Below are 15,150 nucleotides of genomic sequence, written 5' to 3' on the forward strand. Positions count from 1 at the left end.
GACCCTTCAGGGCCGGGAGGATGTCAAGCGGGTGAGCTCCGTGGGTCGGTGGCGGCGGCCAGCAGGTCGGCGAGGAACAGACCGGCGAGCACGACCGCGGCGGCGAGCATCGCCACCGCCTGCACCACCGGGGTGTCCCGGTTGGCCACGGCCCCGGTGAGCAGCTCACCGAGCCCGGCGTAGCCGAACAGGGTCTCCACCACCGCGGTCGACGCGACCAGCCCACCGGCGACCACCGCGACGACCCGTGCCGCAGGGGCCAGCAGCATCGGGCCGACGTAGCGCACGGCGACGCGCCACCGGGGCAGCCCGCGCAGGTGCGCGTCGCGCACGTACGGCCGGGCGGCGGCGTCGGCGACGACGCCGCGCAGCAGGGCTGCCCCGTACGTCGCCGACGGCAGCGCCAGGCTGAGCACGGGTAGCGTCAGCGCCCGCGGGTCGGCGGGGGTGCCGCCGGGCGGCAGCAGCGACACCGGCGGCAGCCAGGCGAGCATCCCGGCGAACACAGCGGTCAGGCCGGCGGCGACCACCACCTGCGGGATCGCCGCGGCTGCGGTGACCGCGGCTGCGGCGATCCGGCCGGTCCGCGACGGCGTGCCGGCGATCCAGGCCAGCGCCAGCATCGCCGGCACGGCCGCCGCCAGGGCGGCGGCAGCCAGGGTGGCGGTGGCTGGCAGCCGCTGGCCGACCAGGTCGGCCACCGGCCGGTCGGACAGCAGCGACACACCGGCGTCGCCGCGCAGCAGGCCGCCGGCCCAGTCCAGGTACCGCTGCCCGGCCGGGGCGTCCAGGCCGGTGCGGGTACGGAGTTCGGCCAGCTGAGCGGCGGTGGCCCGCCCGGCGGTGCGGGCGTCCGCGGCGTCGCCGGGCAGGGCCTCGGTGGCGGTGTACACCAGCACCGAGACCCCGACCAGCAGCAGCGGCGCCCGCACCAGCCGGAGCATCATGCGCCGATCCGAACCTGGTCGATGAACAGCCGGGCGAACCCCGGGCCGGTGGGCAGGCCCTGCACACCCTTGCGGGTCAGGTCCAGGCCGTCGCCGGTGCCCCACACGACGTAGCCGCCCTCGTCGCGGACCTGCCGTTGCAGCTCACCCAGGGCCCGGTTGCGGGCGGCCTCGTCGGGGTTGGCCAGGGCGGCGTTCAGGGCGGTGTCGAACGCCGGCCGCTTCCAGGCCGTCTCGTTGGTGGGGGAGGTGGACAGCAGCGCCACCCGGGCCACGTCGAAGAACGGGATGCCGCCGAAGTAGCCGGTGTAGAAGTCCTGCTTGGCCCACACGTTGGTGAAGTAGGTGTCCGGCGGGTTCAGCTTCACCTGCGCGGTGATACCGGCCTCGGCCAGTTGACGGGCGAACAGGGTGGAGGCGGTGTCCATGCCCGGGTAGGAGGTGGTGGTGTGCAGCGTGACCGTCAGGCCGTTGCCGTAGCCGGCTTCGGTCAGCAGCTGCTTGGCCCGGGCGACGTCGCGCTGGCGGGGGGCCAGCCCGGTCGGGGCGGACGGGTCGGCCGGGGCGAGCACGTCGTCGCCGACCTGCCCGTAGCCGAGGAACGCCGCCTGCACCAGCGCTGGCCGGTCGGCGGCCAGCTTGACCGCCTCACGTACCCGAGGGTCGTTGAAGGGCTTGCGGTCGGTGCGCATCACGAACGGGTACATGGTCACCGCCGGGCGGCGCACCAGCGTCAGATCGGCGCGGCCTTCGGCCTGCTTCGCCGCCGTCGGGGCGATGCTGGCGGCCACGTCGGCCTGCCCGGACAACACGGCCTGCGCGCGGGCCTGCGGGTCGGCCACGGCGCGAACCTCGATCCGCCGCAGCGGCGGGGTGGGCCCCCACCACCGGTCGTGGCGTTCCAGCACCGCGGTCTGCGCGTCGCTGCTGATCAGCCGGAACGGCCCGGACCCGGGCACCGGGGTGGTGAAGTCGTCGCTGCCCTCGGGCACCACGAACGTCACCGACTCCAGGGCGCGGGGCACGTCGGCGAACGGTTGCCGGCTGACGATCTCGACGGTGTGCTCGTCGACGACTCGTGAGGCGGCCAGGTCGAATGCGGCGAGCCGGCCGTAGTTCTCGGCGGCCTTGCGTTCGATGCGCCGCAGCGAGTACAGCACGTCCGCGGCGCGCACCGGCCGGCCGTCGCTGAACACGGCGGTGCGGCGCAGGGTGAACCGCCATCTGGTCAGGGTGGGGTCGGGCTGCCAGGATTCGGCCAGCCGCGGCTGGGTGCGGCCGTCGGGTCCCTGGCCGGTGAGCACGTCGTAGGTCAGGGCGAAGCGCAGCGCGTCGGACTCGTTGGCCAGCCCGCCGTGGGGGTCGTTGCTGGCCGTTGCGGGCGAGCCGATCGACACGTAGCGCAGCGTGTCGCCGGAGGTCGTCGTGGCCGGCGCGGCGGTGCCGCCGCAGCCGGCCATGGTGGCCAGCAGCGCGAGGACGGTCAGGACGCCGGCATGCCGGCGCCGTAGGGGAGTTGCCATGATCACCTTCAGGATCGGATGTCGTTGTTCGTGGACAGATGCGGGTGCAGCGCTTCGTTGATCGCGTCGGCGACGGCGGCGACCGCGGGACGGCGCAGCACCGAGTAGTGGTGGGCGTCGACGCCGACGACGCGCAGCGGACCGGTCAGATGCCGGGCCCAGCCCAGGTCGGCTTCGCCGCGTGGGGTGTCGTCGACGCCCATGCCGATGCCGGAGTTGCGCGGCGCCGGCTGCTCGGCGCGTACCAGCAGGGTGGTGGTGTCGGCGGCGTTGAGACGGGCAGGCTCGTGGGCGGCCAGGGCCCGCAGGTGACGGTCGAGGACCGCCAGCCGGTCGCGGACCTGCTCGCCGCGGCCGAGCAGTCGGTGGGCGCGTAGCTGCCGTTCGGCGTGGCCGTATCGGTCGTTCTCGGTGGCGGCGGCCAGCCGGTCCCTCAGGCCGGGCCGGGTGCTGTCCAGGTCGATGCCGAGGTAAGCCTCCAGCGCGCCGAGGTGGCGGACGACCAGATCGGCCTGCATCTGCGGCGGCGTGCCGGAAATCGGGCAGATGTAGGTCGGGTCGTTGGAATCCACCATGACCAGCAGCGGCACCGGGATGCCGTCGGCGTGGGCCTGGCGGGCCATCTCCTGGGCGACGCTGCCGCCCATCGACCAACCGCCGATCAGGTACGGCCCGGCCGGCTGCACCCGCCGGACCACGGCCAGGTACAGCGCGGCGAGGTCGGCGATGGTGTCCGGTGCTGCCGCGCCGACCAGGGCCGGGTCGGTCAGCGCCACCACGTTCACCCGCTCGTCGAGCAGCCGGGCCAGCTCGGTGTAGCACAGGATGTCCCCGCCGGACGGGTGCATCAGGAACAGCGTGTGCGCACCGGCGCCGGCGCGGATCGGCAGCGCGACGTCCGGCAGCTCGGCCGGTGCCGGCCGGTACGTGGTTGGCTGAGGTGCCGGCGTGCGTGAGCCGGCGGCCGGCTGGTCGGTCCAGGCGTCCGCGTCGTCGGCCAGGCGGGTCAGCGCGGTGGTGTAGGCGTCGAACGCCGCCTGGACCTGGTCGGGGTCGAGGACCGGTTCGAGGGCGTCCCACTGCAGCCACAGCTCGCCGCCCTGTTCGAGGACCTGATGGTCGAGCAGGGTCTGCGGGGTCTGGCTGACCGCGTACACCTGCCGGCCGGCCCACTGCAGGTCGTGGTCCTCGCCGATCATGTCGGCCACCCCGAGGGCGCTGGTGAACACCACCGGCACCGACGCGAGCTGTCCTCCGGCGGCGGAGCGTTCGGCCAGGGCGTCCAGCGCGGAGAACTCGCGGTGGTCCAGGTCGGCGAACAGCCGCTGCTGCGCTGCGGCGGCCCGCCCGACGAACGGCGCCGGTGCGCGCCGGTCCACCTCGTGCACGATCAGGGAGGTGAAGTCACCGACGACCGCACCCGCGCCGGGCAGGTCGTCCGGCCGGTCGAACAGGGTGAGCATGAGGCTGAACCGGTCATTGCCGGACCACTCCTGCAGGGCATCGGCGTAGGCGGCCAGCAGCACCGCGTTCGGAGTGAGCCGGTGCTGCGCGGCGTGCCGTTGCAGCGCCCGCCACCGGGTGGGGGACAGCCGGGCGGTGCGGCGGACGAACCCGGCGCTGGTGTGCTCGGCCACGGGTAGGGACGGCGCCGGCGGCAGGTCGGGCAGCCGTTCGCGCCAGTACGCGGCAGCCTTTGTCGCGGCCGGGCCGGCGCGGCGGGCCTCGAGCGCCGCCACGCAGGCGGCGGGGTGCACCACCGGCGCCGGCAGCGGGGCGTGCGGGTCGGTGTAGAAGCTGCGCAGCTCCCGGTCGATCAGCCACCAGCTCGACGCGTCGCAGATCAGCACGTCGACGCCGATGAACAGCCGGACCGCCCCGTCGGGCAGGCGGGCGGCCTGCACGGTGAACAGCGGCCACGTCTCCGGCGGGCCAGGCCGGGTGGAGATCCGCTCGCGCAGCGTGGCCAGCCGTCGCTGCCGATGCTCATCGTCGGGGCCGGTCAGGTCGTGGACCCGGATGCGGTAGGCGGGCAGGTGGTCGAGGACCCGCATGCTCCCCTGGGTGGTGACGACCGCCCGCAGCATCGGATGCCGGTCGATCACCCGCCGCCACGCCTGCTCGTAGCGGTCGAGGTCAAGGTTCGGGCAGTCGTACTCCAGGTAGAAGTGGCAGGGCCGGTCGCCCCACCGGTAGCCGCCGGCGCGGCCGACCCAATAGGCATGCTGCACGCGGGTCAGCGGGAACGTGCCGTCCGCGTCGACGCCCAGTAGACCAGCCGGGGACGGGGCGGGCGGCGCCACCGCCGCGGGTTCGGCTGCCGGGATACCGGCGGCCGGGTTCAGCAGCGTGGCCAGGCCAGCGACGGTTGGGTGGTCGAGCAGGTCACGCAGGCGCAGGTCGACACCGAACCGGTCGCGCAGCTCGGCGAGCATCCGCGTCGCCAGCAGGGAGTGGCCGCCGAGGGCGAAGAAGTCGGCGGTCGGGCTGTCGACCGGGCTGCCCGTCAACCGTGCCCACACGTCGGCGACCGCGCGTTCGACCGCCGTCAGTGCAGATTCCGCCGTCGCGACCGGTGCGGCCGGTGCAGCCTGCGTTCCGGCCCGGGCCGCGTCGGCCATCGCCGTGACCAGGTCGCGGTGGGACACCGCCACCACCGGTGGTGTGGTGACCGCGCCGCGGAGCCGGTCGAGGGCGGCGAGGCCGCCAGCGGCGTCCAGTGTGCTCGTCAGCGTGACGGCGGCGTCTTCGCCGTGGGCGCTGGTGCGCCAGCCGTCCCACGCCACCGCCAGCCACCGGGTCCGCCCGATGGCGGCGGTGTGGGCGAACGCTTCCATGGCGGCGTTGGCCGCCGCGTACGGGCCGGTGCCGACGCCGCCGAGCATGGTGGCCGCAGAGGACATCAGCAGCACCCGACCGGGGCGCCGATCGTCCGGCAGCGCGGCGACGGCGTCGCGCAGGACGCCTGCGCCGGTCAGCTTGGGTGCGAGGTGCCGGGTGATGTCGGCGGGTGCGGTGTCGCGCAGCATCACCCACCGGTCGTCGCCGGCTGCCGCGGCGGCGTGCACCAGCAGCGCGAGCGGCTCTCGGTCGGACAGCTCTGCGAGCAGGGCGGCGGTGGCGGCCGCGTCGGTGACGTCGAGCCGGCGCACCGTGACGTCGGCGCCGCCGTCGCGTAGCGCGGTCAACGCCCGGCCGCGGTCGCTGTCCGGCGGCGGTTCGCCGTGCCGGGAGGTGAGCACCACGCGGTGACCGGCACCGGCGAGGTGACCGGCGATGGTCAGGCCGACCTCGCCGAGCCCGCCGACGATCACCGCGGTCCCCGCAGCGCCTTCGGAGAAGTCCCCGGCTGCCGGGCGCCACGACACGACGGTGCGCCGCCAACGTTGCTCGCCGCGGACAGCCATCTCGGTGCCCGACCCGGTACCGGCGGCGAGATCCGCCACCTCGGCGACCACGTGCGCCGCAACCATCTCGGCGGCGTCGTCGCCGCTGATGTCGATCGTGCACCACCGCAGCCCACGCCGCTCCTGGGCGACGACGCGGGGCAGCACGCGGGCCGCGGCGCCGGCGGGATCCGGCCGCTCTGCCGGCAGCACCGCGACGGCGTTGCGGGTGACCTGGACGAGCAGCGGGACCGCGGCTGCGGCGAGCTGGCCGGCCAGCGTGGCGGCCCGGTCCACCTCGGCCGCCGCGGAACCGATGCCGGCGCCCGCACCGGCGTCGGCGACCGGTGCGCCGGGTAGGACGATCAGTCCGGCCCACGCCGGCTCGTCCTGGGCCGCGATGTCACTGTCGGCGTCGCACGTGCGGGCCGCGCCACCGGCGGCGCGGACAGCGTCGACGACCGCCCGGGCGAGCCGCTGGTCGCCGCCGGGCACGACGAGCCAGGTGCCGGGCAGCCGCGGCGCGGCTGACGCCGGGGGCTGTTGGTGCCAGACCGGCACGAGCAGCGGCTCGTCGGTGTCGGTCCGGCCGTCGCCGGCGATGCTGCTGGTGTCCGCCGGGTCGATCCACAGGCGCCGGCGTTGGAAGGCGTACCCGGGCGCGGTGACCTTGCGACGGCCCGGCAGGTGCAGTGCGGCGAGGTCGACCGGGGTGCCGTGGCACCACAGGCCGCCGACCGCCTCCCGCAGGGTGACCGCGTCGGTGCCCGGCTCGTCGGCGGGCAGCGTCGCGAGCGCGTCGCGCAGGGCGGCCAACCCATGCCGCCGGGCGAGGGCCACCAGCGCGGCACCCGGTCCGACCTGCACCAGCACGGCCGGTGCGTCGCCGACGGCGGCACGGAGCGCCGCGGAGAACCTGACCGGCTGGCGCAGCTGCCGCACCCAGTAGCCGGGGTCGGTCAGCTCGGCGCCGGCGAGGGCGCCGGTGACGGTCGACGCGTACTCGACGCGTGGCCGCCGCGGGCGGACCGTGTCGGCCGCCGCACGCAGCGCCGGCAGGGCCGGCTCGACCAGCCGGGAGTGCAGCCCGGCGGACACCCGCAGCCGGGTCACCGTGACGCCGTCGGCCTGCAGCGCCTCCTCCAGCGCCTGCAGTGGCGCTGCCGGGCCGGCAACGACGCACGCGTCCGGCGCGTTGACCACCGCCAGTTCGAGCGCCGGGTGCCCGGCAAGCAGCCCGGTCACCTCCTGAGCGGGCAGCGGCACCGCCAGCATCACCCCGCCACCGGCCGACCGGGCCACGTGCGTGCACCGCACAGCGACCAGGCGGGCGGCCTCAGGCAGGCTCAACACCCCCGAGGCGACGGCGGCCGCGTACTCGCCGACGCTGTGGCCCAGCACCACGTCCGGTCGCACACCCCAGCTGTCGAGCAGTCGGGCGGTGGCGACCGAGACGGCGAACAGCGCCGGCAACCCGAACGCGGCGTCGGCCAGCCGCGCCGGATCTGTGTCCGGGCGCAGCGCCGCGCGTACGTCGGCGCCGAGCTCGGCGGCGAGCAGGTCGGCGCAGGTGTCGACGGCGGCGGCGAAGACGGGTTCCTGCTCGTAGAGCTGCCCACCCATGCCGGCGAACGCGCTGCCGGCGCCGGGGAAGGCGAACACCAGCCGGGGTGGCCGCGTCGCGGCGGCCACCGGCGCCGGCATCCGCCGCCGGTGGCCGACGGCCGCCACGCCGGCCACCCGGTGTGGACCGTGCGCGCGGCCCACCTGCAGCGTGTACGCGACGTCGGCCAGCCGCTCGTCGGCCGGCACCGCGGCCAGCGCGGCCCCTGCGGCGGCGGCCGCCCGCGGGGTGTGGCCGGACGCGACGAGCAGCTGCGGCCGCCCGTCCGGGGTGGACGCTGGTTGGTGCGGTGCCGGGCCGAGCACCACGTGGCAGTTGGTGCCGCCGATGCCGAACGAGCTGACCCCGGCGCACGGCGCGGCCGGCCACGGCCGGGTCTCGGTGACGACGTCGAACGGGGAGCCGTCCAGGCCGAGCAGGTCGTTGACCGGCTTGGCGTGCAGCGATTCCGGCACGATCCCGTGGCGGCGGGCCAGCACCGTCTTGATGAACGACGCGATGCCGGCGGCGGAGTTGGCGTGGCCGATGTTGCCCTTCACCGAGCCGAGCCCGCACCAGGCCGGCCCGTCGGCGCCGAAAACCCGCCGTAGCGCCTGCACCTCGACGGGGTCGCCGAGCCGGGTGGCGGTGCCGTGCGCCTCCACGTAACCGACCTGGCGTGGCTCGACACCGGCGACCGCGAGGGCCTCGGCCACGACGCGGGCCTGCCCGCGCACCGACGGGGCGGTGAAGCCGGCCTTGTCCGCGCCGTCGTTGTTGACCGCGCTGCCGTGCAGCACCGCGAGCACCGGGTCGCCGTCGGCGAGAGCGTCGGCCAGCCGCCGCAGCACCACCACACCCACGCCCTGGCTGTAGACGATGCCAGTGCCGCGGGCGGAGAACGGGCGGACCCGCCCGTCGGCGGAGAAGATCCCGTCCGGGACGTGCCGGTAGCCGCGGCCCTGCGGCACGATCAACGACACCCCGCCGGCGAGCGCGGTGTCGCACTCCTCGGCCAGCAGCGACTGCGCGGCCAGGTGCACCGCGACCAGGGAGGTGGAGCAGGTGGTGTTGACCGCGATCGCCGGCCCGGTCAGGTTGAGCCGGTACGCGACCTGCAGCGGCAGGTAGTCGGTGTGGGTGCTGATCGCGGTCTGCAGGCTGCCGCCCGGGTCGGCGCCGCCGCCCGTGGGGTCCCACCGGCCGGCGAGGTTGCTGGTCAGGTACGCGCTGTGCGCCGCGCCGGCGAACACGGCGACCGCACCGGCGTCGCGGCCCCCGCCGTGCCCGGCCTGCTCCAGGGCCTGCCAGCAGCACTCAAGGAACAGCCGCTGCTGCGGGTCGAGCAGCGCGGCCTCGGCGTCGGTGAGCCCGAACGGCGCCGGGTCGAACAGCTCTTGCCCCTCGATCAGCCCACCGACCGGCACGTAACCCGGGTCGCGGCGCAGCCGCCGCGGCACACCGCGGGCGGCTAGGTCCTCGTCGGTGAACCGGGTCAGCCCATCGCGGCCGTCAACGAGCAGCCGCCAGAAGGCGTCGACGTCGGCCGCGCCAGGAAATCGGCAGGACGCGGCGGTGACGGCGATCGGCCCACCGGTCATCGGGCGGCCTCCGCCGCGACGGCACGAGCCTGCCGCCGCCCTGCCGGCCGCGGCGCTACGACCGGCGGCTGCGGCGGTTCTCCGGCAGGGGAGTGGGTGCTGGCCTCCAGGGGACCGGTGGCGGCGACCAATGCGGGAAGGTCCTGGCTCCCGGCGGCGGTGGGTGCGCCGCCGGACCGTCGGGCGGTGAGGTGCCGTGCCAGGTCGCGCACCGTGGGATGGGTGAACAGGTCGACCATCGCCAGGTCGCCGTCGACCTCGGCGGCCAGCCTACGGTGGGCGCGAACGAGGGTCAGTGAGGTGGCGCCGAGCCGGAAGAACGGGGTGGTGACGTCGACCGGCGTGCCCAGCAAGTCGCTGAGCACGGCGGCGATGCCTCGCTCCAGCTCCGGGTCCGGCAGATCGGCAATCCCTGGGGCGACCGCGGACGCGGACGCCGCGAGCGACGGCTCCATCGCCGTGTCGTCGATGGCCGGCGGCGCCGAACGGGCGGTGACGGTGAGCTCGAGCAGCGCGTCGTCGGTCAGGCGGGGAGTCATCTCGTACCCGTCGGCGAGGGGCAGCGGGCCGGCGGCCGCCAGGGCGGCCGCCGCCGCCAGGGCCGCGGCGGGGTCCAGGCGCCCCGGGTGCACGGTGACGCGCAGCTGTAGACCCAGGCGCACGGCGTCCTGCAGCAACGCCGGCAACCGGTCGGTGCCAGGCGGCGGCGCAAGCGGAGTTCCACAGGCCTCGGCGTCGCCGGTCGCGACGGCGGCAGCCGGGGCCGAAGCACTCTCGTACGGGTTCGGCAGGGCGGCATGGTCGACCTTGCCGTTCTCGGTCACCGGCAGCGCGGCCAGGCGGACGAACCGGCTCGGCACCATGTAGTCCGGCAGGCTGGCCCGCAGCCGGGCCACCAGATCCTCATCGCCAGGCGCGGCGTCCGGATCGGCGGACGCGACGTAGACCACCAGGCGGGGACGGCCATCCGGGCCGGGCACGGAGCAGGCCACGCACTGCCGCACGCCAGGTGCCCGGTCGAGCACGGACTCGATCTCGCCCAGCTCGATGCGGTGACCTCGGATCTTGACCTGCCGGTCGACCCGGCCGAGAAACTCGATGGTGCCGTCGGGCCGCCACCGGCCGAGGTCACCGGTGCGGTAGACGCGGCGGCGCAGCACCGGGTGGGTGGAGAAGCGGTGTGCAGTCTGTTCCGGGTCGCCGATGTAGCCGCGGGCCACCCCGTCACCGCCGATGTACAGCTCCCCGGCCTGCCCGACGGGGCATGGCCGGCCGCTGTCGTCGAGGATGTGGAACGACTGGCCGCGCAGCGCGCGCCCGTACGGGATGCTCGGCCAGGACGGGTCGACCTGCCCGATCGGGTAGCAGATCGACCAGATCGAGCCTTCGGTGGCGCCGCCGAGGCTGACCACCTGCGCCCCGGGGGCCAGGGCCCGCAGCCGGTCGGGCAGGGTGACCGGAATCCAGTCACCGGACAGCAGCACCAGCCGCAGCGTCGACAGCGCGGCCGTGGCCGCGTCCGGGTCGATCTCGGCGTACTCGACGAGCATCTCCAGCAGCGCCGGGGCGCTGTTCCACACGGTGACCCGGTGACGCTGCATCAGGTCCAGCCAGTGGCCCGGGTCGCGTTGCCGGGCCGGATCCGGCAGCACCATCGCCGCGCCGGCGCCGAGGATGGCGAACACGTCGTACACCGACAGGTCGAAGCTCATCGCCGACAGCGCCAGGACCCGGTCGTCGGCGGCCAGCGGAAACCGGTCGGCCAAGTCGTCGACAGTGGTGCGGGCCTGCCGGTGCTCCACCGCGACCCCCTTGGGCCGGCCGGTCGAGCCGGAGGTGAAGATCGTGTACGCCAGATCGTCCGGTGCCGCCCGGCGGCGGTCGGACCCGTCGACCTGCGGTGCCGGCAGGGTGCCGTCTAGTTGCAGTTGGTGCACCCGCACCTCCCGCGGCCACGTCGGCGCCGGGTCGCCGACCACCAGGGCGTGCCGGATGCCGGCCTGGCTACATACCGAGGCGATGCGGGGCGCCGGCCAGGTCGGCTCCACCGGGACGTAGCCGGCGCCGCTGGTCGTGACACCGAGGATGGCGGCGATCTGGGCGGCTCCCTTGGGTGCGGCCACCGCCACCAGGTCGCCGGGCCCGATACCCAGGCTGGTCAGCGCTGCGGCGGTGCGTCTGGCGCGCGCCGAGAGGTCGCCGTGCGTCACCGGGTCGCCGTCGCCGATCAGCGCGACCGCGTCCGGCGCCAGCGCGGCGGCTGCCCGCAGCGGGTCGTCGATCAGCGGTCCCGCGTCGCCGAACGGTGCACAGTTCAGCGGCTCGTCCGGCAGGAACGACGGGTCCCACCCGAGCGCCGGGTCGGACCAGGCGGCCTCATCGTCGGCGAGACGCCTCAGTAGGCGCAGGTGCGCATCGCGCATCGCGGCGGCGAAGCCGTCGGGCAGGCAGCCGTCGACGGTGTCCCAGGCGATCCGCAGGCGGTCGGCCTCGTCCCACACGATGTGGTCGATGAGCACCTGCGGGGTCTGCGACACCCCGAACACCTCCCGCCCGAGCCAGGCGGTCGGTGCCTCGCCGTCGCCGCCCAGACCCACACCGCTGGTGAACACCACGGGGTAGGCCGGGGTGAGGTCGCCGTCGCGATGCTCGCGCAGCACCTCGACGGCGGAGACGGAGCGGTGGTCCAGGTCCGTCCAGAACCGGCGGTTCACCACGGCGGCGTACGAGCCGAACCCGTCCCATCCGGTGAGGTCAGGGGCCGGGGACTCGCTCAGCACCGTGGTGGTGAAGTCGCCCACGACCGCGTCGAGGTCGGCATCGTCGGGCCGGTCGAACAGCGTGGTGTTCAGGCAGAACGGCGCGGTGGCACCCCAGCGGTGCAACACCAGCGCGCACGCGGCCAGCAGCACCGCCGTCGCGGACAGGCCACGGGCCGCAGCGCGGCGCCGCAGGCCCGCCCACTGCTGGTCGGTCAGCTCGGCGGCGTACCTGGTGAAACGCGGCACGCCGAGGTCGACGGCCGTCCTCGCCCATGGCAGGGCCGGCCCGGGCGGCAGGGCCGGCACCCGCTGCGACCAGTAGCGGTGATCGGCGGCCCGCCGCGCCGTCTCAGCCGGATCGCGGTCGCGGCGGGACAGCACCGCCGCGAACGTGGTGGACGCCTCCGGCAGCTCGGCGTCGGGGTCAGCGGTGAGCTGCCCCCACTCGCGCATCAGCCGCATCCAGCTCGCCATGTCCAGCGCGATGATGTCCATCCCCACGAACAGGCGAGTTCGCCCGTCCGGCAGCAGCGCCGCCCGCACGTCGAACAGCGGCCACACCTCAACCGGCCGTAGCTGGTGAGAGCACTGGTGCCGCAGCCGGGCAAGCTCACCGGCGAGGTCATCGTCGCCGCGGGCGCGCAGGTCGACGACCGCGATGCGGTAGGGCGGCGCCGCGGGCAGGATGTGTTGCCGCGCGTCGGCGTCGACCACCATCCGCAGCATGGGATGACGGGCGATCAACCGGTTCCACCCGGCTTCCAGCCGCAGCACGTCCAGTTCCGGATCGTCGGCGGGTTGCCGGTCGTACTCGAAGTAGAAGAAGGTCGCGACGCCGCCCAACGGAAAGGACGGATCTCGGCCGACCAGATAGGCGGCCTGGACAGCGGTGAGGGGAAACCCCTCGCGTCCGGGGTCGGCGGACGCGGTTTCCTGCGCCGGAACGTTTCGGATCGGGTCGGTGGCCTGCTGGCGCGCCGACTCCCCTGCGGCAGCGACCGTGCGCGGTGTCGCCCCGTCCAGGAAGACCGTCAGCGGCAAGTCAGCGTCGAGATCCTCGCGCAGCCGGCGCCGCAACCGCACGGCCGTGAACGACTCCAGGCCCAGCTCGGTGAGCAGCACGTCGGGCTGCACCTGCAGCGGGTCGAGATCGAGCACCTCCGCCAGGCAGGCGCTCACGGCCTCCAGGCACTCGGCTGGCCGGTACGGCTGGGTCATACGTCTCCCTCTCCGGGCGGCTTCGGGCAAGCATTAGAACACGAAAACGAAAACTATTTCCAGTAGGGTCGTCGCTGAGACCACGAGCGACGGTGGGAGTGTCGGTGCGCATGGCCCGTGAGCGGGCCTGAGGGCCTGGTAGCCCGACGGCCGACCGCGCTGTGTCGAATGTTCGGTTGACGGCCGCGACCGGGGGTGGGCCGCCGTTCGTGGTGTCGGCGGATCGGCCGCGTCGGTCGAGGGCCTGGTGTCGCATGCCTCGGGACGGAGCCAGGTCTGGTGGAGGGCGTGGACCCGCCGTCGAAGGCTATAACGAAAACCGTTATCGTTTGCGCATCCTGTGAGGCTCGGTCCGACAACCGAAGGAGACCTGCTGTGGCCGTACCGAAGCGGAAGACGTCGAGATCGAACACCCGGCACCGGCGGGCGCGGTGGAAGGCCCAGGTGCCGCAGCTCACCCCGTGCCCCTGCCCCCGCAAGGAGCTGGTGGTGCCGCACCGGGCCTGCACGCACTGCGGGCTCTACAACGGCCGCCAGGTGGTGGGGGAGCAGTGACCGGCCGCCTGCCGGTGACCGTGCTGTCCGGCTTCCTCGGGGCCGGCAAGACCAGCCTGCTCAACCACGTCCTGGCCAACAGGGACGGGCTGCGGGTCGCGGTGATCGTCAACGACATGAGTGAGGTCAACATCGACGCCTCGCTCGTCCGCGACGGTGGATCGTTGTCGCGGACCGAGGAGCGGCTGGTGGAGTTGACCAACGGCTGCATCTGCTGCACCCTGCGCGACGACCTGCTCGATGAGATCGCGCGGCTGGCCCGGCAGGGCCGGTTCGACTACCTGCTCATCGAGTCCAGCGGCATCTCCGAACCGATGCCAGTGGCCGCCACGTTCGCCTTCGGCGTGGAGGACGGGCAGGTGCTCGACGACCTCGCCAGGCTGGACACCACCGTCACCGTGGTGGACGCCGCCGGGCTGCTGGCCCGCATCGAGGCGGGGGAGACCCTCGAACAGCGCGGGCTGGCTGCGTACGAGGGGGACGACCGGAGCATCGCGGATCTGCTGGTCGACCAGATCGAGTTCGCCGACGTACTCGTGGTCAACAAGACCGATCTGGTCACCCCGGACGACCTCGCGGTGGTTGAGGCGCTGCTGACCCGCCTCAACCCGGCCGCCCGGCAGGTCCGGGCGACGCACGGCCGGGTACCACCGGCGGAGATCCTGAACACGGGCCGGTTCGACCTCGACCGCGCGGAAACCGCGCCTGGCTGGGTGGCCGAACTCAACGGCGAGCATGTGCCGGAGACCGAGGAGTATGGCATCTCCAGCATCGTGTTCCGCGACCACCGGCCGCTCCACCCACAGCGGCTGTGGGACCTGCTGACCGGCGGCCTGGACGCCTTCGGGGTGGTGCGCTCCAAGGGGTTCCTGTGGCTGGCCAGCCGCCCGGACGTGCAGGCCCTGTGGTCCCAGGCGGGCCCGTCGGGACGATGTGATCCGGTCGGCGTGCCGGTCGCGGTGTCCGGGGAATGGCCACACGACCCTGACGAGCGGGCCGAGCTGGAGTCCCGCTGGCACCCCGTCTTCGGCGACCGGCAGCAGGAACTGGTGCTCATCGGAGTGGGCCTGGACGGCGACGGCCTGCGAGACGCACTGGCCGCCTGCCTGCTGACCGACAGGGAGATCACCGCCGGGGAGGACGCCTGGCGAACTCTGCCCGACCCGTTCCCCGAATGGGACCTCGGCGACCTGCACGACCACGACCACCCGGAACCGGTCCCCAACCCACCCGCTAGCCATCGGAGGCGACGGGCAGACCTTCCCGCGCAGGCCAGGGATGATGGAGGCGGCTGGTCGCAGCGCCCTGGAACTTGCCGTTGATCCATTCCTGCCGAGCAGACCCCGTCCGATCGTCGTCCGTCGCTCGTTGCCGGAGTCGTCCTCGGCGTCATCAACTCAGAGGGGTGGATCGCGATCGCGGCCCTGGTCGCGAGTGCTCAGCTGGCCGGCACCGCAGTCGCAGATGTCGCGGACCGGGGGCCGCTCGGCCAAGGCCGCATTCGGCGTCTGTGTGTCGAAAAACGTCACGGCGTGAGGGCGTACTCGGTGAATCT

Annotated in this window: 5 protein-coding genes and 1 pseudogene; 2 read left to right on the top strand and 4 right to left on the bottom strand. The window is 74.4% G+C overall.

What is annotated here, in order from left to right; genetic code table 11:
- Positions 1 to 23: 23 nt before the first annotated feature.
- From FXF52_RS37200 to FXF52_RS37215, 4 genes are read right to left on the bottom strand one after another with little or no spacing between them, the layout of a single operon-like run.
- Positions 24 to 947, bottom strand: coding sequence for an ABC transporter permease (locus FXF52_RS37200; RefSeq protein ID WP_148804368.1), 924 nt, complete (start codon positions 945 to 947; stop codon positions 24 to 26).
- Positions 944 to 2,470: an ABC transporter substrate-binding protein gene (locus FXF52_RS37205; protein WP_148804369.1), complete on the bottom strand. Its 1,527-nt coding sequence runs from the start codon at positions 2,468 to 2,470 to the stop codon at positions 944 to 946. The genes FXF52_RS37200 and FXF52_RS37205 overlap by 4 nt, the downstream gene beginning before the upstream one ends.
- Positions 2,471 to 2,478: 8 nt before the next feature.
- A complete protein-coding gene (locus tag FXF52_RS37210) occupies positions 2,479 to 9,060 on the bottom strand; it encodes a type I polyketide synthase (RefSeq protein WP_148804370.1) in 6,582 nt (2,193 codons plus the stop codon).
- A complete protein-coding gene (locus FXF52_RS37215; protein ID WP_148804371.1) occupies positions 9,057 to 13,040 on the bottom strand; it encodes a non-ribosomal peptide synthetase in 3,984 nt (1,327 codons plus the stop codon). The genes FXF52_RS37210 and FXF52_RS37215 overlap by 4 nt, the downstream gene beginning before the upstream one ends.
- A gap of 375 nt (positions 13,041 to 13,415) precedes the next feature.
- On the opposite strand from FXF52_RS37215, the gene rpmF reads away from it, so the two are divergent.
- Both rpmF and FXF52_RS37225 read left to right on the top strand, forming a co-directional pair.
- Positions 13,416 to 13,595, top strand: coding sequence for a 50S ribosomal protein L32 (gene rpmF, locus FXF52_RS37220; RefSeq protein WP_148804372.1), 180 nt, complete (start codon positions 13,416 to 13,418; stop codon positions 13,593 to 13,595).
- Positions 13,592 to 14,815, top strand: a pseudogene (locus FXF52_RS37225) (GTP-binding protein); the annotation flags it as partial. The gene rpmF and the pseudogene FXF52_RS37225, both read left to right, overlap by 4 nt.
- Positions 14,816 to 15,150 lie beyond the last annotated feature (335 nt).

Source organism: Micromonospora sp. MP36 (assembly GCF_008119785.1).
Classification (GTDB): domain Bacteria; phylum Actinomycetota; class Actinomycetes; order Mycobacteriales; family Micromonosporaceae; genus Micromonospora.

Bases quoted from the DNA above. Each gene is read 5' to 3' on its own strand.
- FXF52_RS37200 (WP_148804368.1), bottom strand. From the start codon at position 947: ATGATGCTCCGGCTGGTGCGGGCGCCGCTGCTGCTGGTCGGGGTCTCG.
- FXF52_RS37205 (WP_148804369.1), bottom strand. From the start codon at position 2,470: ATGGCAACTCCCCTACGGCGCCGGCATGCCGGCGTCCTGACCGTCCTC.
- FXF52_RS37210 (WP_148804370.1), bottom strand. From the start codon at position 9,060: ATGACCGGTGGGCCGATCGCCGTCACCGCCGCGTCCTGCCGATTTCCT.
- FXF52_RS37215 (WP_148804371.1), bottom strand. From the start codon at position 13,040: ATGACCCAGCCGTACCGGCCAGCCGAGTGCCTGGAGGCCGTGAGCGCC.